The organism is Kluyvera genomosp. 2, from assembly GCF_036759865.1.
Classification (GTDB): Bacteria; Pseudomonadota; Gammaproteobacteria; order Enterobacterales; family Enterobacteriaceae; genus Kluyvera; species Kluyvera ascorbata_B.
The window spans coordinates 1-17,712 of sequence record NZ_JAPKIA010000010.1 but is presented as its reverse complement, the minus strand read 5'-3'; the positions used below and the strand labels follow the sequence as shown (position 1 = coordinate 17,712).

The 17,712-nt window shown below is 55.2% G+C and carries 19 protein-coding genes and 2 pseudogenes; 13 read left to right on the top strand and 8 right to left on the bottom strand.

From position 1 onward, the window contains the following. The first annotated feature begins 6 nt into the window (after nucleotides 1-6). The 11 genes from V6942_RS12275 to V6942_RS12225 all read left to right on the top strand — a co-directional run bounded on the left by V6942_RS12275 (nucleotide 7) and on the right by V6942_RS12225 (nucleotide 9,592). On the top strand, nucleotides 7-477 hold the full coding sequence (locus V6942_RS12275; RefSeq protein ID WP_106924911.1) for a flagellar basal body-associated FliL family protein: 471 nt from the start codon (nucleotides 7-9) through the stop codon (nucleotides 475-477). A 19-nt stretch (nucleotides 478-496) separates the two neighbouring features. Continuing rightward, nucleotides 497-1,192, top strand: coding sequence for a FliA/WhiG family RNA polymerase sigma factor (locus tag V6942_RS12270; protein ID WP_106925179.1), 696 nt, complete (start codon nucleotides 497-499; stop codon nucleotides 1,190-1,192). Between the two features lie 7 nt (nucleotides 1,193-1,199). After that, a complete protein-coding gene (gene motA, locus V6942_RS12265) occupies nucleotides 1,200-2,063 on the top strand; it encodes a flagellar motor stator protein MotA (RefSeq protein ID WP_106924912.1) in 864 nt (287 codons plus the stop codon). Continuing rightward, on the top strand, nucleotides 2,063-2,989 hold the full coding sequence (gene lafU, locus V6942_RS12260) for a putative lateral flagellar export/assembly protein LafU (protein WP_106924913.1): 927 nt from the start codon (nucleotides 2,063-2,065) through the stop codon (nucleotides 2,987-2,989). The genes motA and lafU overlap by 1 nt, the downstream gene beginning before the upstream one ends. 110 nt (nucleotides 2,990-3,099) lie before the next feature. Continuing rightward, nucleotides 3,100-3,801 (top strand): C40 family peptidase, encoded by a 702-nt coding sequence (locus V6942_RS12255; protein ID WP_333501299.1) that lies wholly within the window; start codon nucleotides 3,100-3,102, stop codon nucleotides 3,799-3,801. 55 nt (nucleotides 3,802-3,856) lie between these two features. Beyond that, a complete protein-coding gene (gene parM, locus V6942_RS12250) occupies nucleotides 3,857-4,891 on the top strand; it encodes a plasmid segregation protein ParM domain-containing protein (protein ID WP_197974859.1) in 1,035 nt (344 codons plus the stop codon). Next, complete coding sequence (locus V6942_RS12245; RefSeq protein ID WP_182929798.1) at nucleotides 4,884-5,546, top strand: hypothetical protein; 663 nt, start codon at nucleotides 4,884-4,886, stop codon at nucleotides 5,544-5,546. Before parM ends, V6942_RS12245 begins: the two co-directional genes overlap by 8 nt. A gap of 111 nt (nucleotides 5,547-5,657) precedes the next feature. Then, nucleotides 5,658-6,449 carry an EAL domain-containing protein gene (locus V6942_RS12240; protein ID WP_106924917.1) on the top strand — a complete coding sequence of 264 codons (792 nt, stop codon included), beginning with the start codon at nucleotides 5,658-5,660 and terminating at the stop codon, nucleotides 6,447-6,449. 24 nt (nucleotides 6,450-6,473) lie between these two features. Further along, nucleotides 6,474-8,066 carry an EAL domain-containing protein gene (locus V6942_RS12235; protein WP_106924918.1) on the top strand — a complete coding sequence of 531 codons (1,593 nt, stop codon included), beginning with the start codon at nucleotides 6,474-6,476 and terminating at the stop codon, nucleotides 8,064-8,066. 196 nt (nucleotides 8,067-8,262) lie between these two features. Beyond that, nucleotides 8,263-8,475 carry a DUF1471 domain-containing protein gene (locus tag V6942_RS12230; protein ID WP_333501298.1) on the top strand — a complete coding sequence of 71 codons (213 nt, stop codon included), beginning with the start codon at nucleotides 8,263-8,265 and terminating at the stop codon, nucleotides 8,473-8,475. 16 nt (nucleotides 8,476-8,491) lie between these two features. Beyond that, nucleotides 8,492-9,592 (top strand): alkene reductase, encoded by a 1,101-nt coding sequence (locus V6942_RS12225; RefSeq protein ID WP_333501297.1) that lies wholly within the window; start codon nucleotides 8,492-8,494, stop codon nucleotides 9,590-9,592. Nucleotides 9,593-9,649: 57 nt separating this feature from the next. Here the strand turns inward: V6942_RS12225 and V6942_RS12220 are convergent, their stop codons facing one another. The 5 genes from V6942_RS12220 to V6942_RS12200 all read right to left on the bottom strand — a co-directional run bounded on the left by V6942_RS12220 (nucleotide 9,650) and on the right by V6942_RS12200 (nucleotide 14,997). After that, nucleotides 9,650-10,630, bottom strand: a complete 981-nt coding sequence (locus V6942_RS12220; RefSeq protein WP_106924921.1) for a spore coat U domain-containing protein — start codon at nucleotides 10,628-10,630, stop codon at nucleotides 9,650-9,652. A 12-nt stretch (nucleotides 10,631-10,642) separates the two neighbouring features. Then, nucleotides 10,643-12,922: a fimbria/pilus outer membrane usher protein gene (locus V6942_RS12215; RefSeq protein ID WP_333501296.1), complete on the bottom strand. Its 2,280-nt coding sequence runs from the start codon at nucleotides 12,920-12,922 to the stop codon at nucleotides 10,643-10,645. A 70-nt stretch (nucleotides 12,923-12,992) separates the two neighbouring features. Next, nucleotides 12,993-13,700 carry a molecular chaperone gene (locus V6942_RS12210; protein ID WP_106924923.1) on the bottom strand — a complete coding sequence of 236 codons (708 nt, stop codon included), beginning with the start codon at nucleotides 13,698-13,700 and terminating at the stop codon, nucleotides 12,993-12,995. 14 nt (nucleotides 13,701-13,714) lie between these two features. Next, on the bottom strand, nucleotides 13,715-14,224 hold the full coding sequence (locus tag V6942_RS12205) for a spore coat U domain-containing protein (RefSeq protein WP_106924924.1): 510 nt from the start codon (nucleotides 14,222-14,224) through the stop codon (nucleotides 13,715-13,717). A gap of 482 nt (nucleotides 14,225-14,706) precedes the next feature. Continuing rightward, nucleotides 14,707-14,997: a SymE family type I addiction module toxin gene (locus V6942_RS12200; RefSeq protein ID WP_106924925.1), complete on the bottom strand. Its 291-nt coding sequence runs from the start codon at nucleotides 14,995-14,997 to the stop codon at nucleotides 14,707-14,709. 137 nt (nucleotides 14,998-15,134) lie between these two features. Here V6942_RS12200 and V6942_RS12195 point away from each other — a divergent pair, with 137 nt between their 5' ends. Continuing rightward, on the top strand, nucleotides 15,135-15,326 hold the full coding sequence (locus V6942_RS12195; protein WP_106924926.1) for a toxin-antitoxin system HicB family antitoxin: 192 nt from the start codon (nucleotides 15,135-15,137) through the stop codon (nucleotides 15,324-15,326). A gap of 544 nt (nucleotides 15,327-15,870) precedes the next feature. Here the strand turns inward: V6942_RS12195 and V6942_RS12190 are convergent. Then, nucleotides 15,871-16,194: pseudogene (locus tag V6942_RS12190) on the bottom strand (DUF4942 domain-containing protein); the annotation flags it as partial. 56 nt (nucleotides 16,195-16,250) lie between these two features. Between V6942_RS12190 and V6942_RS12185 the strand changes: the two are divergent. Then, nucleotides 16,251-16,948, top strand: a protein-coding gene (locus V6942_RS12185) for an IS1 family transposase (protein WP_333501295.1) whose coding sequence is annotated in 2 segments (ribosomal slippage) — nucleotides 16,251-16,500 and nucleotides 16,500-16,948 — 699 coding nt in all. Because the reading frame shifts where the segments join, the coding sequence is not laid out codon by codon here. Nucleotides 16,949-16,964: 16 nt separating this feature from the next. Here the strand turns inward: V6942_RS12185 and V6942_RS12180 are convergent. Continuing rightward, nucleotides 16,965-17,480: pseudogene (locus V6942_RS12180) on the bottom strand (DUF4942 domain-containing protein); the annotation flags it as partial. 19 nt (nucleotides 17,481-17,499) lie between these two features. Continuing rightward, nucleotides 17,500-17,712, bottom strand: a 213-nt coding sequence (locus V6942_RS12175) for a hypothetical protein (RefSeq protein ID WP_333501294.1), incomplete at its 5' end; no start/stop codon positions are given.

The window sequence follows — 17,712 nt, the reverse complement described above, 5'->3', positions numbered from 1 at the left end:
AACATTATGAACGCAAAAACTCTCTCTTTCGGGCTCATTATCGCGCTCGTCACCGCCATGCTGGCGGCCGGTATGACGGTCGTGGGCACGCATTTGCTGCGTATGGATGAAGCCACGGGCAGCAGCTTCTTATCGGGGATGTTCTCCAGCTCATCTAAGGAGTCCGTGGAGTTCGTGGAAATTAAAAACGTGGTGATCACGCTCAAAGGTAAAGGGCAGACCGAACGCTATTTGCTGCTGGAGCTGAACCTGGCGGCCAAAGGTGCGGAAAATGCGCGTAAAGCACAGGACATGATCCCGGCGGTACGCGGTGCGACGGTCAGCCTGCTGTCCGACATGGATTACGACGACGTGCGCGCAATGAGCGTGAATACGCTGCACGACAAGCTGATGGCGGCCTACGCCGACCGTTTCAGCAGCCTGAAGATGAGCGTCCCGTTTGATGACGTCATCATCAGCAAAATGGTCTTCCAGTGATAGATACGCCGCAATGGAAATGATGGACTTTATCGCGAGTGACACCCTGAGCCCGGTTGATGAGGCGCGCTATGTACGTGCCTACCTGCCGCTGGTTAACAGGGTGGTTAAGCAGCTCGCCTACCAGACCAGCAGCGTCATCGACCGGGAAGACATGGAGCAGATAGCCCTGATGGGTCTGCTCTCGTCGCTGCGCCGCTATGGGCATCCGGACGAACAGTTTGCTGCTTATGCCGTACAGCGTATTCGCGGTGCGGTACTGGACGAACTGCGCCTGCTGGACTGGCGTCCTCGCCGCCTGCGGCAGAAGACCCACAAACTGAATGACGGTATCCGAGAAATTGCGCGCCAACTGGGGCGGACGCCCAGCTTCGAGGATATCAACCGCCACCTGTCGATTACGGCGGAGGAGTACCAGGAATATTTATTGCTGGACTGCGCCAAAACGATAGAGAGCCTAGATGAGCTGTTAGGCAACGATGTTCACACCGGGGCGCTGAACAGCCGCCCGCTGGAGGATGAAGTCGTGGTGAGTCGGACGCTGCGCAGCGCGCTCGCCTCGCTGGATGAACGCGAGCAGCTGATCCTGACGCTGTATTACCAGCATGAAATGAGCCTGAAAGAAATCGCGCTGGTTCTCGAGTTAACCGAGGCCAGGGTCTGCCAGCTCAATAAAAAAATCGCCCAAAAAATTCAGTCTTTTTTCCGGAAGTGAAAGGTTTATGCAGAAATTCTTCGGTATCGTGATCATCATGGGGTGCGTGGTTGGCGGCTTTCTTATGTCCGGCGGCCAGCTCTCTTCTTTCTGGCAGCCGGGTGAAATTATCATCATTCTGGGTGCTGGCCTGGGGGCGATGGTGCTCGCCAACCCCCGCGCCGTGCTGGCGGAAATGTACCGCCAGTTTCGCGGCATTATGCGCAAAAACGAATACACCAACGAATACCAGCGCCAGCTGCTGATGCTGCTGTATGAACTGCTTGAACTGGTGCAGGACGGCGGCCTGAAGGTGCTGGACGAACACATTGAAGCGCCGGAAAACAGCGCGCTGTTCCAGAAATACCCGCTGATGCTGCGCGACAAAGCGCTGGTGACGTTTATCTCCGATAACTTCCGCCTGATGGCGATGGGCAAGATTAACGAACACGAGCTGGAAGGCATCCTGGAGCAGGAGCTGGTGGCGATGGAAGAGAACCTGCTGCAGCCGTCTCGCTCGCTCCAGCGTACGGCAGAAGCGATGCCGGGCTTCGGGATCTGCGCGGCGGTACTGGGGATCATCATTACCATGCAATCGATCGACGGCTCGATTGCGGTGATCGGCGTGAAGGTCGCCGCTGCGCTGGTCGGCACCTTCCTCGGCGTTTTCTTCTGCTACTGCTTAATGGACCCGGTGGCGAACGCCATGGAACAGCGCACCAAGAAACAGCTGGCGGTGCTGGAGTGCGTGCGTACGGTGTTGGTTAACCACGTTGCGGGCAAACCCACGCTGCTGGCGGTGGATGCCGGTCGCAAAATGCTGCCGATGGACACCAAGCCGACCTTCGCCACCCTGGACGGCTGGGTTAACCAGATGATTGGTGAAGTCTGATGCGCAGCCGCAACAAAGAACATACCACGATCATCAAACGCTCCTCGCGCAAAAGCCATGATGCCTTTCATGGCGGCGCGTGGAAGGTGGCTTTTGCCGACTTTACGCTGGCGATGATGGCGCTGTTTATGGTGCTGTGGATTATGGGTGCGGTGACGGAAGAAGAGCGTAAAGAGATTGTTTCGCTGCTGCACGGCGAGTCGATTTTTGAAGGAAACGCGTTGACGCCGGTGACCCAGAAAGAGGGCAACGGCGGCAAGATAGCGCTGCTGGACACGCGGCATGCAAAGAAAGACGCGTTGAAAGAACAGGCGCAGAAAGACGCCGCGTTGGCGAGTCAAATGAACGGTGCCGAGAGCCTGAGCGACGTTAAGGCCCGCTCGCAGAGCGAGATTGAGGATCTGGCGCGCACGATCATGAAGATCACTTCGGCCTACGATGCCCAGGCCAACCTGAAGATGGAAATTGTGCCGCAGGGGCTGCGTATCCTGGTCACCGACGACCAGAAGCGTGAGATGTTCCAGCGCAGCAGCGCCATTCTGACGCCGTTTTTCCGCCGTCTGCTGACCGAGTTCGCGCCTGAACTGAACAAGATAGATAACAAGATCATCATCACCGGGCATACCGATGCCACCCGCTTCCGCGACCAGGAGCTGTACAACAACTGGAATCTCTCCGGCGAGCGTGCAATGCAGGCGCGTAGCGTGCTGACCCGCAGCGGACTGGATGCCAGCAAGATTTTACAGGTCAGCGGCATGGCCGATCAGATGCTGCTGGACCCGGAAAATCCGCTGAGCTCCGCGAACCGCCGCATTGAGATTATGGTGCTGACGAATTCCGCGAGCGATTCGTTGTACCAGTTCTTTGGCCAGCATGGCGAGAAGGTGATTAAGCCGCTGGTCGATAAGATCAGTCACAACCGATAACCCGATATAACGCCGTGAAACGTTTCCTGATTACCATCCCCTTTGTACCTGCTCGGGCGACCCTGTCCCGACAGGTACGCTTTTTTTCCCTTTTTTTGCTGGCGCTACTGATGGCGTCAGGTTACGCCAATGCCAAGCCGCAGCCCGCAAAGACCGCGCAGGCAAAATCCGTCAGCGAAGCGCAAAAGCGCAAGCTGAACCGCGAACGGCTGCTGGCGAAGGCCAAAAAGCGCGCCGTAGCGGTGCCGCCGACGCCGGAGCAAAAGCGACGTGAGATAGCGAAAAGAATCGCCGAGCGCGCCAAAAACCGCGAAGTGCTGGCGATGCATGGCCGCTGGACGCCGGGCCAGCTGGGGGGATCGCAAGCGCTGTGGGATGACGTGCAGGAAGGTAAAGTGGCGAAAAAAAACGCGCTTCCACACGGCAGTTTCCGCCTGCGCACGGTGTTGCATCGTCTGCAAAGCCAGCTCGGTAAACCCTATCTGTGGGGCGGTAAGAGCCCGACCGAGGGCTTCGACTGTAGCGGGCTGGTGTTCTACGCCTTTAACCACGTGCTGGACCGCAAGCTGCCGCGCACCGCTAACGGCATGTATCAGGATAACCATCTGAAGTCGATTCACCGGAGCAGCCTGAAGCAGGGCGATTTGGTGTTCTTCAACATTAATCAGCGACCTGGCGCCGATCATGTCGGCGTCTATCTCGGCGATGGGCGCTTTATTGAGGCGCCGCGCACCGGGCTGAATATCCGTATCAGCAAGCTGTCGGACGATTTCTGGCAGTCCCATTATCTTGGCGCCCGCCGCGTTCTGTAGAACGGCGTGGCGCGTTAAAAACACCTTCTGAACTGAGACTTTGACCATGACGCGTATGAAATTTGCCATTGATGATGGCTCGACCAATGTAAAAATTAGCTGGATTGAAAATGGCACTCTGAAAACCGTGGTGTCGCCGAACTCGTTCCGTAAAGACTGGAAGAGCGCGGCGCTGCTGCGCGGCCAGGCGGTGTATAACTACACCATCGGCACCACCAAATACACCTACGATGCAACCTCCGATAAGGCGCTATCGACGACCCACATCGATTACCAGTATGACGATCTCAATCTGCTGGCGGTGCACCACGCGCTGCTGCTGACCGGCATGACGCCGTGCGATGTTGAAGTGATTGTGACGCTGCCGATTACCCAGTACTACAACCCGGACGACTGCCAGCGCAACGAAAGCCGCATTGAAGCCAAGCGCCGCAACCTGATGCGTGATATCGCGCTGAACAAAGGTGAACTGTTCCGTATCGTCGACGTGCAGGTCATGCCGGAAAGCCTGCCGGCCGCGCTGTCGCATCTGCTGAACTCCAACGTGACCGAATTCACCAAATCGCTGGTGATCGACTGCGGCGGCACCACGCTGGATATGGGGGTGATTGTCGGCGAATTTGACGATGTCTCCGCGATTTACGGCAATAACGAAATCGGCGTAGCTATGGTGACCGACGCCACGCGTAAGCTGCTGGCCGCTGCTGACAGCGACTCCAGCTATCTGGTGGCTAATGAGCTGATTAAACGCCGCCATGACGATGAATTTGTGAAAAGCGTGATTAACGATGAATCGCGCATTGCCGACATTCTCGAGCGTATCGAGATTAAAATTCAGGAGTTGGGCGACCAGGTGGCCTATGAGGCGAAGAAGTTTGCCAAGAACCCGAACCGCGTGTACCTGGTGGGCGGCGGCGCACATCTGATTGAGAGCGCGGTGCGCGAAACCTACGCCACCCTCGGCGATCGCGTGATTACCATCGACGCTCCGCAGAGCGCGCTGTCGCGCGAGATTTGCCTCTATCACGCGGATACCAGCGTGGAGACGGTAGCGGCACCGCACATGGCCGAGGTGGGCGACGATGAGTAACAGGCACATTCGCCGCGTTAATCTCTCGCTGCATTTGTCGCCGGAACATTCGCGCGCGGATCTGCGCGCCATGCTGCAACTGAAAAAGTGGCATCAGACGTTGAGCCAGGCGGGCAACAACCCGGGCGATGCGAGTATGGAAATGCGCCGTTTTCACCGCAACGTCTATCTTGCCGGGCTGCAATTGCAGCTGCTGAACCCGCAGCTGTGCAGCCACGTGGCCGAATCCATGGGGCGTGAAACGCTGACCCTGGACGCGCTGTGCAGCGAGCTGACCGCGGCACAGCTGCTGCCCGCCAGCGTCGCCGCTGAACCGGTAGCAGACGCGCCTGCGCCCAGCGTCGATTTCAGCAAGCAGCAGCTGCGGCAGATGCGCGCGCTGATGTCGGACGCGCTCCAGCGCCAGCCGGCTCCAGCGCCGGCCGAACCGGATGACGGCATGCACGAAACGCTCGGCCAGCTGCGCAGTGAAGTCGCCCAGCTAAAAGCGCTGCTGAACCAGCAGCACCTGTTGCTACAGCAGCTGCGCCTGTCCGGCCGCACCGCGCCGGCGGCGGAGAGTGTGAAAAACGGTCTCACCGAAGAAGTGGACCTGAGCACCCTCGCGGCCCCGGCGCAAAAGATGAAGCAAATCCGCCAGAAAGGCATTTTTTAAGACACAAAGGCACGTCAGAAGCGGGTTCGCAGGGTTTTATTGCCGGCGAGGCTTAAGTTATTCGGTGCAGGCGTCGCCTTTTCTGGACAGTTATCGCGGTATGAGGCCGGTATGGAAAAGAGTGCAAATTATGTGGTGCGCTGCGTAGAGAACGCCAAATTCGATGTGGGGATTGATTTTGTCATTCAGCCTATCTTCGATTTATCCCGGGTGGCCTGCATCGGCGGCGAAGTGCTGGTTCGCGGTACGCACCGCCGCAACGTCGTGCCGCCGGTCGCTTTTATTCAGCACCTTGAAGAGAACGGCACCATCGTTGAGATGGGCTACTACGTGATGGAAAAAGCGTTGTCGTTTATCGCGCAGAAGCAGGCGGACGCGCACGAAGCGTTTATGTACACGCTGAACATTTCTGCCGTGCAGCTTAACGACCCCGAGTTTGCCGACCACGCGCTGGGCATTGTTGAAACGCGCCAGCTGCACGCGGCACAGTTGGTCTTTGAAATTACGCCTGGCCCGATCGCGCTAAACGAGGCGGGATTGAAGAATCTACAGGCATTGCAGGATGAAGGTATCAACATTGCCTGGGACGGCGTCGGTTCGCTGGAGATCCTGCGCGAGCGGTTGGCCTGCTGGGAGCCAGACTACATCAAGCTCGATCGCAGCTGTCTGGCCTGCAACCGGCAAGAGGAAACCGCGAGCATCCTCCAGCTGATTGCCCAGCATGATATCGACGTCATTATTGAAGGCGTTGAAAACTATACGCAAATATCCAGCATGCTGAAGCAGGGCGTGAAATATGGGCAGGGATACCTGTTTTCCCGGCCGATCAGCAAAGAGAGCTTCCAGCGTGAATACATGCAGCACCAGCAGGCGCAAACGCGCGCTGCTCACGCGCAGCGTTAAGCGTGCGGATGGAATTAACGAGCGATGAACAAAACGTACGCCGGTAAAGCCGAGCACAGAAATACTGTGCTGGTGATTTTGGTTTTTGTGGCCGCCGTGGCCCTGGCCATCTGGATGACGTTCTCTATTGCGCAGCAGCAGCTGAACGCGCAGATTGGACGCCAGGCAATGCCTATTCGTAGTGCGGTGGAAAACCTGCTGGGCGAGACGCGCAGCGTCGTGCTCGAAGCGAAGGGATGGATGGGCAAAAGCTGTAATCGGCAGATGGAAAGCCGCCTGAATGGGTTACAGACGCGTGAGTTGAGCATGCTGGCGATCAACCTGCTGGACGGTAACCGCATCACCTGTTCTTCACTGCTGGCAAATCAGGGCGTACGCATAGACCTCAACGGCTTTAGCGCGCAGGGGGTGAAGATTGATGATTCCGTGGCATCCGCAGGCATCCCGGTTTTTTCAATCTATCAACGTGGCCTCAACGGTGAAGGTATCGTGGTTGCTGCAGATCTGCGCTACCTGTGGGGCATCACCGGCAACAGCAACCGCGATGAGCGTTTTGCGCTGTTGGTCAATAACAAGCTGCTCACCAATAAGGGCATTTTTGCCGGTTCTGAGGCGCAGCGCGGCGCACTGGACTATCAGCAGCGCCTGACCGGCGAAGACTATACGCTGGTCTGGCGCATGCCCAGCGCGCAAGAGGTCTGGCGTGAAATTCTGGGTTCCTGGTTCTATTTGTTGGTTATCATCGCCACGCCGCTATTATTGACGGCGCTGGTCTGGTCGCTGCTGACGCGTCGCCGTTCGCTGTACCAGTATTTGATTAACGCGGTGCACGAAGACCGCATCATGCCGTACTATCAGCCGATTATTTGTGCCCACAGTAACCGGGTGATTGGCGCAGAAGTTTTGGCCCGCTGGGATCACCCTGAGATTGGTTTTGTGCCGCCGGATATTTTCATCCCGGTCGCCGAAAAGACCCAGATGATTGGCCTGATGACCGAAAACCTGCTCAAACGGGTGCTTGCCGACTACCAGCGCCCGGATAGCATGCTGCCGGACGGGTTTATCTTTAACGTCAATATCAGCCACACGCACCTGGCAGCGGAAGATTTCGGCGCATTTACCCGGGCGTTTGCCGCGCGCTTTAAGCGGCTGGGGCTGCGGCTGGCGTTTGAGTTTACGGAAAACGAGCAGCTCGATCTTAACGGCGATTTGCTCAATAAGATCAAGGTGATCCGCGATAGCGGTATCGCTATCTCGCTGGATGACTTTGGGACCGGGTTCTCGAATCTGTCGTGGATTGCCAGCCTGAACCCGGACAGCATCAAGATTGACCGCATGTTTATCAACCAGATTTCGCCGGATGCCTCCACGCCGCTGATTAACTGTGTGATCGACATGGCCAAGCAGATGGGCATTCAGACGGTGGCGGAAGGGGTTGAACACGACTATCAGGTCTCGTGGCTACAGGAAAACAACATCGATTGTTTCCAGGGATATTTCTATTCCAGACCGCTCACCTTTACGGCATTTATCGACTATTTCCGCCATGACGTGATGACTCAGCATCTGCGAATGCCGCCGCATCCGCACGACACCTCTTTGCCGCACCAGGCCTGAGGCCGTCGGCGTCGCTAACCTCTCCGGCTGGGCCCGCAAAATGCATCCGCGGGGCAGCCGGGAGGTGCCTGCCTATTATTGCTTTATTGATAACAGTCTATTGCTATTTATACCATTTATGTAATTAGTCAGCGGTCGTATCCTTCTTCGCATCACGTTACCGAGCGTAACGCCCTAAACCGAACAGGATATGATGATGAAAATGCTTACCGCGATTTTTGCTGCCTCTCTGCTGTCTGCCACTGCTTTTAGCGCCTCGGCGCAAAGCGTCACCGCCACGGGCTCCACGCTGGACTCCGCCGAAGCGGTGATTGCCCAGAAAGCAAAACAGATGCACGCCTCTGAATACACAATCACCAGCGCCCGCATGGGCAACACCGTGACCATGAGCGCTGAACTGTATCAATAAGAGGGGGGACAACAGCATGTTATTCAATCAATACGCACTTAATGACCTGTCGCTGGCCAACCGCATCGTGATGCCGCCGATGACCCGCTCACGCGCCGGTGACGGCGATGTCGCCACCGACATGATGGCCGACTACTATGCCCAGCGCGCCAGCGCGGGGCTCATCATCAGCGAAGGCACGCAGATTAGCCCGCAGGGCCAGGGCTACGCCTGGACGCCGGGTATGTACTCCGAGGCGCAGATTGCCGGCTGGAAAAAAGTGACCGACGCGGTACACCGGGCGGGCGGTAAAATCTTTGCCCAGCTGTGGCATGTGGGCCGCGTTTCACATGCGGCATTACAGCCGAACGGCGCACAGCCGGTGTCTTCGTCCGCCATTCAGGCCGAAGGCGTGAAGGTCTTCGTGGATGTAGAAGGCCGCGGCCCGCAAAGCGGCGTGGGCGCGATGCTGCAGCATGATATGCCGCGCGCGCTGCGTACCGATGAGATCCCCGCTATCGTCAACGACTATGCGCAGGCGGCGCGTAATGCGATTGCTGCTGGTTTTGACGGCATTGAGCTGCACGGTGCCAACGGCTATCTGATCAACCAGTTTATCGATTCACAGGCCAACCTGCGCGACGACGAATACGGCGGCTCGCTGCAAAATCGCCTGCGCTTTATGAAAGAGGTGGTGGCCGCGGTATCCGAGGCGATTGGTAAAGAGCGGGTGGGGATCCGCCTGGCGCCGCTCACCACGCTGATGGGCTCGCGTGACGACACGCCGGAAGCCACCTATCTGGCCGCCGCCAGCGTGCTGAGCGAGATGGGCATCGCCTATATTCATATCGCCGAAGCCGACTGGGAAGATGCGCCGGTGATGCCGGCGGCCTTTAAAGAAGCGCTGCGCATTATCTTCCACGGCACGCTGATCTATTCCGGTAAATACACCAAAGCCCGCGCGGAAGAGGCGCTGGCGAAGGGCTGGGCGGACCTGATTGGCTTTGGCCGCCCGTTTATCGCCAACCCGGATTTACCGTATCGTCTGCAGCATGATTTGCCGCTGAATGCGCCGGTGAAGGAGCAGTTCTTCGGCGGTGGGAAGGCGGGGTATGTGGATTACCCGACGGTAGGGTGAGGGGTCTCAGCAGCCCAGGAGAGTTTTTCTACGCGGTGCGCTCGGGACAGATTCTCTTTAGTAGGTCACGTTGATGGTCACCGTGTCGGTATAGGTGTCCGGGCGATAGTTGGCGCTCGGCACCACGGCGTATACCTTCTGGTTGACCGACTGGCCGGTGCCGGTTCCCGCAATCGTATTTGATGATGTGATATTCCCCCATGCGGTGCCCGGTACACTCGCCGTTGAATTTAGCTGATAGGGGACAAGGTCGGTATTGGTTGTGGAGGACGTTTGGCTTTTCATCACGCCGCTGCCGGTGGCGCTGCCATTCGACGGTGAAAGACCGATAGTGTAAGGCGTGGTGTTAGTGCAGGCCATGGTGAAGACGTTTTGCCCGGGCACGTTGGTTTGGTTAAACAGCACCGATCCCATGTTTATGGTGTTGGTTGCGCTGACGTTGCACTGCTTGTTGACGGTGGCAGTGACGGTAAACGGGAAACTGCCGATAATGGTTTGACCACAGGTTGTCGGCGCGGCGATCAGTGAGCCGTTGACGGTAATGCTGGCCGTTGCGGCGCTGTAGGTATCGGTGTAGGTTCCTGGAACTACGCTGGTTTGCCCGGACGGAATCGTGGCGTAAACGGTCAGGCTACCGGTAATGGTGACAAGGTTTAACAGGTTCATGTAATCCTTCGGCGAGGTGCCGCTTCCTGCGGACTCATTTCCCCAGATAATTTTTGCGCCGCCGGAGTCCTGGTAATAGAGCTGATAATTGAGCGTTCCGCCGCCGGGCCCCGTCATTTTGCGAGTATTGATGGTATTGGTGCCGTTTGCGCCGACGTTAAAGCAAATGGTGTAGCCGGCCAGCGTATCCACAATCAGGACCTTGGTGCAGGTATAGTTAAAGGTCATGGAGGTGGTGGCATCGGTATTGGCTATCGGGTTAACCGCGCTGAAATTGACGCTGGAGACCGCATTCACCGTGCAGCTCACGGCGAAGCTTTTCAGCGGGAAAAAACAGAGCCCCGCGAATAAAATCAGCACTCTTAGCCACATGGTTTCAGCTCCTTACTGGCACGTTAACGGTCCGATTTGCGGAATGTCCCGCGCCTTATCCGGATAGTCGAATTGGGCCGTGCACACGCCCGCGCTGGTGGTGACATTCAGCGTGTTATGCGCTTTAAGGGTGTCGAAATAGACCATGCCATCAAAGCCCACCATCGCCTGCTGCGCGCGATCGCCGTTGACGATGGCGGTTGAACCTTCCGGGATAACACTCCCTTTTGCATCTTTCACGACGATCAGCGCTGAACGCACGGTTTTAACCGTAAAGTTCACCATCGCACCGGATCGATCGGCGGGGATCGCGATCGCATTGACCGGATCGATCCGCATGTTCGCTGGCAGATTCAGCGGGTTAATGCTGATCTCATTTTCCTGATAGCTGTTCAGCGGCGTAACCAGCAGCAGGCCGCTGCTATTGCTGGTGCCAATAGGGTTGTTTTGCAATAACACCGGGACATCCGGGATACCGTCGGTGGAGACCACCGCAAAACCATTGGTGATGTTTCGCGACGCAAACAGGCCGCCGCCCATCAGCACCAACGCGCCATCGGCGCCCGCGTAGGCCGTCTGGTTGTCTGACAAACGGCTGTACCCGCCGTACACTTTTCCATAGCGGCCCAGATAGCCCAGCTCTCCCTGACCATTTTGCTGAGATTCCTGCCGGTTGAGCTCCATGTTCCACCCCCATCCGCCTTCGGACGGCTGCGTTTTGCTGGCGTTGAGCGTGTAGCTCATCTGGTCATTGTTTTGCTGCACGGTGCTGCTGGCATTGATGCCATTTTCAAGCGAGATGCTCACCATCAAATACAGGCTGCGATCGCGGCTACGGTCAATGTTCTGATTGAGTCCCGCGTTGAGATAGATGTTATCCGTCAATGGTTTATACCAGCTTGCGTTGCTATAACGCTGGGTGCTTTCGCCGGGCGTACGAAATTGCAAATAACCCACGCTAAAGCTGCCGAAGGCGTCGGTGCTGTAGCCCACCACGGTGCTTTGGTTAAGGGCGGGGGGCGCCTGGCCGTAGCGGGTGGCAACGTCGTGGTAGTCATTGATCGTGGCAATGGTTGATGTGCTGAAGCTAAAGCGGTTATCGCTCCAGCGATAGCCCAGGCTGTAGAGAAGGCCATGTTTCCCCGAGTCGGCGCTCATTGCCAGCGCCGCTGAGAAGGTACCGCTGCGCGTGCCTGGCACCCAATCGGTGCTGAAGCCACCGTTTACCAGGCTGTCGGTAGCCTCGGCGTGTGCCCCGGCGGTAAAACCGTTTGTAAAACCGTGCCGCCAGGTTCCGCTCAAGGCGGGCGTGCTGGCGTAATCGAAGGACGAATAGCCGTAGTCGTTGCGCACCACGCCCACTTCTGCGGACCATTCGGTGATCCCCTTACGCAGCAACGATTGGTCGTTATAAAACGAGAAGCTCTGGAGCGTGGTTTTACCTAGCGCATCGGTCATGGCGACCTGCCCGGTGCCGACGCCGTTAATATTCGGCAGCGTATTGATTTCAAAATTCCCCGCCGGGACTTCACCGTTGTAATACTTCACGCCGTTCATATACAGCTCAACGCTGGACGGCAGCGTTGCGGAGCCGAAAAACGAGGGCAGCGGCGTAGTCGGGGTGTACGGCTGGAGGCTGTAATCGGTACCGATCTGCAGACCGGCGATACGAGTGGGCCGCGACCAGTTCAGCGAGCTGGTGAACGTATCACCCACGGTGACCGAGAGCACCTTGTCAGGGAAATAGGAGCGCCAGCTGGTGTCCAGCCGGGTGACGCCATTGTGCTGGTCGTAGTCTTCATTATTGTTGGTATAGCGCGCTATTTGCGTGGAGCTGAGCACGCCAATGCCGCTAAACGCGCGCAATTCGCTGTAGGCGCTGGCGCTATTTTGCGTACTTTTTTCCTGTGAGGCATAGAGGTCATAATTGAGCACCAGCCCGCGCGAGGTGGTAGCCTGCGGGTTGGTGGTATCCTTCTCATTGAGCTGCGTGGTGCCCATGTCCAGCAGCGCGAGCGGTGCCGTCAGCCCTAATGTTTGCAGCTTCGCATCGTAGTCGACACGCAGCTGCGGAATGGCGCTGAGGCTAACCGGGTCTGGGGTTTTCGGGTCGATCCGTAAACCAATCCTGCGCAGGCTATCGGCGCTGGCGTACAGCGTATTGTTATCGTAGCCAAAGTGCGCCAGCCCGATGTGCGTCTGGTTGAGGGTGACATCGAGATAGAGATCGACGCCGACCAGCGGTTTGCCGTCAGAAATCACCTCATCCTGCGATGAATCGGTGCTTTTCATTTCCGCAGACGTCTCCCTTGCTACAAATAACACATTGAATAGTAATAAAATAATAAGACGGTTAGGCCCGTTATAGCGCTTGTCGCGTTTTTTTTCCATTGACCGTGACTTCAAGCTGCCCTCCCAGGCCTACGTCACCTGCGCCCGCGGGGATAGCCCAGCGCATGGTCGAGCCGGGAAGGACATAGCCCAGTAACCCGGGGGTAATCTGTTTTCGGCTACCTGCCGCCGTAATCACGCTGACTTCAGAGAGCTGAGCGTGCCCGTCCCCCTGATTGTTTGCTTCCAGAAAGACCTTGCCGTCGCTGCGATGGATTTGCCATTGCAATTTGGCAAAGGTGTCCGTCACACCGGGCGGCTGGATAAAGACGGGAACGGAGTAATGCAGGACAAACTGCAGCGCATTTTTTTGTCCGGAAGTTGGCGGCAATTCATTGATTGATAGGCGGTAAGCGTCTTCAACGTTGGCCGTTGAGCCGGTACGAATAACGCGAATAAGCTGCCGCCCGCCGGGGGGCAACGTCAGCATCGGTGGGCTAATCACCAGCCCTTGCGATGCTGAGAGCTGGTCGTTATAGCCGCTTTGGCTCCAGCGAAACACGCGCACCTGCGCGTTGATTGGCAGGCTTCCTGAATTACTCAGCCAGATCCCTTCCGCGCGCTGAGTTTGCTGCAGCGTCAGACTGACCGGCGTGACCTGCAGGCCACTTGCGGCGGCATTACCGCTGGCAAGGGCTAAACCGCAGACAAAGGCAAGCGCACACGTTTTCCCATTCATGCGTCATCCTTGAACTAGTAGTTAACGTTGATGGTGACCGTATCGGTATAGGTATCGGGCTTGAAGTTGGCGTTAGCGGCCACGGCGTAAACGGTGACGTTCTGCGCTGCGCCCGTTCCGATCCCGGCGACCCCGTTCCCCTCGCTGATGGACGTTGCGGTATTGCCCCACGGTTTAGTACCGGCTGAGTCCTGGTTGAGCTGGTAAGGGACTTTATCGGTATTTCCGGTGGTGCCCGACATGGAACCAGAGCCGGTGGTCGTTCCGCCGTTAGCGCTGGATGGCGACAGGCCAATATTGTAAGGCGTCGATTTGGAACAGGTTACGGCCATGACGGTAGAGCCGCTGGTATTCGTCGCGCTGGATAATACGGTACCCAGGTTTAGCAGTGCAGGCTGCGTGACGGAGCAGGTACTTTGAATAATAATCTGCACCTGAAATGTATTTGTGGCTACCGCCGCATTCGCCGATGGAATAAGTGCGGCTGCCAGATTGAATAAAATGAACCTAATAGATGTGTTCATCGTATTGACCTCTACGCAGGTATTATTTTTCCCTAGTAAAACAATAACGTATGAAGACTAAATCCCTGATATAACTGTAGAGTATGTAGTAAACTTCTGCCAATTTGCCTTAAGACTATTTTATTAAAAATAGATCCTCCATCACCTTATTGGGTGATAAAAGAGAAATGCAGCATATATGATATATTTAAAAGCTAAGTGATTATTTAAAATGGGATAATGAAAACCACACGTTGCGAATAATTCGCAGGAATTTTATTGATAATAAATTAATGTGTAGCGTTAATGAAATGATGGGCTATTTCGGATACTTTTTTTCCAGAATATTCCCTAATATTAGGGGGGCAGTGCAATGGTAGGCCCGATAAGCGTAGCGTCATCGGGCAATGCCGCTACGAGCACATTAACCGCCTTCGTACTCGCCGTTTGACTGACCGCTGAACCATCCGGCGCTGCCCGATCGTTGAATAAGGGCCTGGCGCTCAATGTACCGCCGATACCGCCGTGGCAATCTCTTTCAGCTTCTGCTGCGTTTCCTTCAACTCCGCCAGCAGCTTTTGCTCCTGCTCGCCATAGGCCATCAGGACGATGCAGCCGTCCATCACCTTTACGCTAACCTGTTGTCCGGTTTCAAACCCAGCCTCGCGCAGCCACTTGCCGGAAAGGGTGAGGCTTGGGGTGTTTTTGTTTGCGCCCTGCGGGCGATATCCCACAATTAACGTGCGCTCGGTTTTTGCTGCGGGTAAGTCTGGGGTAGAATGCGGGATAGCCATAATCAACTCCTTGATAGTTGGTGAGGTTAGCTCTCGCCGGGTACTGCGAATACTGGGCGGGGGCGTTTAAATATCAGGTCATTCTTTTATAAAGGTACGTACCTGATTGGCGCTAGATTGCTCTTGTAGGTACGTACATGTCAACGACGAAACGCGACCCAAACCCATCAAAGTCCGGAAAAGCACCGACTTTTCAGATCCGTATTACGCCGGAGTTGAAGGCGCAGTTTGAGGCTGCGGCGAAGGCGGAGGGGATGAGTTTGGGGAATTGGTTAAAAACTTTGGGGAGAAACGAACTCGATAGATTAGGTATTGAGCCTGAAAATTAAAATAGATAATTAACTCTTTAAATTGCCAATGAATTTGATCTTGAGACTGAACAGCGAATAAGGACTAATTAAGGTTGTAGTCATATTTATTAATGTTCATTAATTACGCTTACGTGTGAAATTGAGAACATAAAGAAATAAATAGATGCAGTAGAAATGCTGAATGGCTGGTTAAGATAAATTGGCGGAGATCACAGGAGTCGAATTTGATAGTTAACTTATTGATTTGATGTTTATATTTTCTATTTGGTAAATGAGTAACCCCCATAAGCACCCCCAAATGATTTTGCTTGTGGAGAGCAGAGGCATCCAGAGCTACTTTTTGGCTTGTAGTAAAGTGGCAATATCTTTTTCGCTTCCGACTTCGGTTTAACACCGCAGTCGCTTGGTAAAACCGAACAACTGAAGTTTCGCATATTCAGTTTGCCAGCGTCTGACGATGCTCTTCCTGCTGAACTTGTAAATTAGGCTTACAGGTTGCGTAATAGCCTGTTGAGAGTTCTTGGCCGCAATGAGTATGCCAGAAACCCATAATCTACTCAGGTTATCTTGCAGGTAGCGTTCCAGGAAAATGTTTTGCCACGATATCATTCATCCTCTCCACCAGATCAAGGCGTTTAAACGTGATATGTCCGCTGCCTTTCTGAAAGTAGCGAATGGTGAACATATCGTCTTCGAAGACCTGTTGATGTGGATTATCGCGAACAAAACCCATGAACCGAATGGAGATATCGTGCCGGTTATCAGGGATGGTTTTACCATCCAGCAAATACAGCATACGTTCCAGATCGGCTAATTGATCGCGCTGCCAGCCCCAGTTCAGGCTGTAGCCCCATTTATCGTACTGCACCAGATTGTTAACGATAATCGGTGATGCTGCCAACTTACTGATTTAGTGTATGATGGTGTTTTTGAGGTGCTCCAGTGGCTTCTGTTTCTATCATCTGTCCCTCCTGTTCAGCTACTGACGGGGTGGTGCGTAACGGCAAAAGCACTGCCGGACATCAGCGCTATCTCTGCTCTCACTGCCGTAAAACATGGCAACTACAGTTCACTTACACCGCTTCTCAACCCGGTACGCACCAGAAAATCATTGATATGGCCATGAATGGTGTTGGATGCCGGGCAACCGCCCGCATTATGGGCATTGGCCTCAACACGATTTTACGTCACTTAAAAAACTCAGGCCGCAGTCGGTAACCTCGCGCATACAGCCGGGCAGTGATGTGATTGTCTGCGCTGAAATGGACGAACAGTGGGGCTACGTCGGTGCTAAATCACGTCAGCGCTGGCTGTTTTACGCGTATGACAGGATACGGAGGACGGTTGTGGCGCACGTCTTCGGTGAACGCACTCTGGCTACACTGGAGCGTCTTCTGAGCCTGCTGTCGGCCTTTGAGGTCGTGGTATGGATGACGGATGGCTGGCCGCTGTATGAATCCCGCCTGAAGGGAAAGCTGCACGTAATCAGCAAGCGTTACACTCAGCGAATTGAGCGGCATAACCTGAATCTGAGACAACATCTGGCAAGGCTGGGACGGAAGTCACTGTCGTTCTCAAAATCGGTGGAGCTGCATGACAAGGTCATCGGGCATTATCTGAACATAAAACACTATCAGTAAGTTGGAGTCATTACCCGATAATCTTCTTGCCGAAGTAACAGGGGTTATTGGTTTTGTAATCCCAGCTTAATCCCCTGAACACATTGATGATGCCGCGTTCAAAGACCTCCTGTTTGTTGTGATGAAGCTGCTCAAAGGTACTCAGGATATTCGCTTCGCTGATTGCAGGGAGATCGCCCTCTTCGAGGTTCTTAGCCCACTGGCTACGCGCTTCAGCGTCCATTAACGTCAGCATCCCGGATTTCAACATTAGGTCGCGCCAGATGCTACGATCGATATTGTGGGCGATCACCGGCATTGCCCTGTCTACAGGCTGTACCAGCCAGCAGTCAAAAGAATGACCTTGTCTCATTGCCCAGTGAGCCGCCACGTCACCGCCAATGCTGGAGGTCAATCGGGAAATGTCATCAAGCTGGCGGATCAGCGTCTCTATTTGTTTTAGCGCAGTATCACGTCCTGTGACGATGCGTTCAATGCTGGTTGAGCAAATTAGCTCATTATGATCGGTTAAAACTTCAGCTTCAGTTTGCATGATTTTTGTCCGTATAAAATCAAACGCGCCAGCTGGTAATGGCAGGCGCATTATGCAATGAGTAAATAAGGAAGAAAGATCGGGAATGTAATTCGGGAAGACGGCTCGCAAGATTCAGCGTGTCGAAGGATGATGGCTTTGCCGCAAAAGGCCGGTTGCTTGCCTTGCCCGTAAAATTGATGTAGCCCCCTGAAACACCAGACAGTAGCTGTATCTCCAGATAAGAGATAGG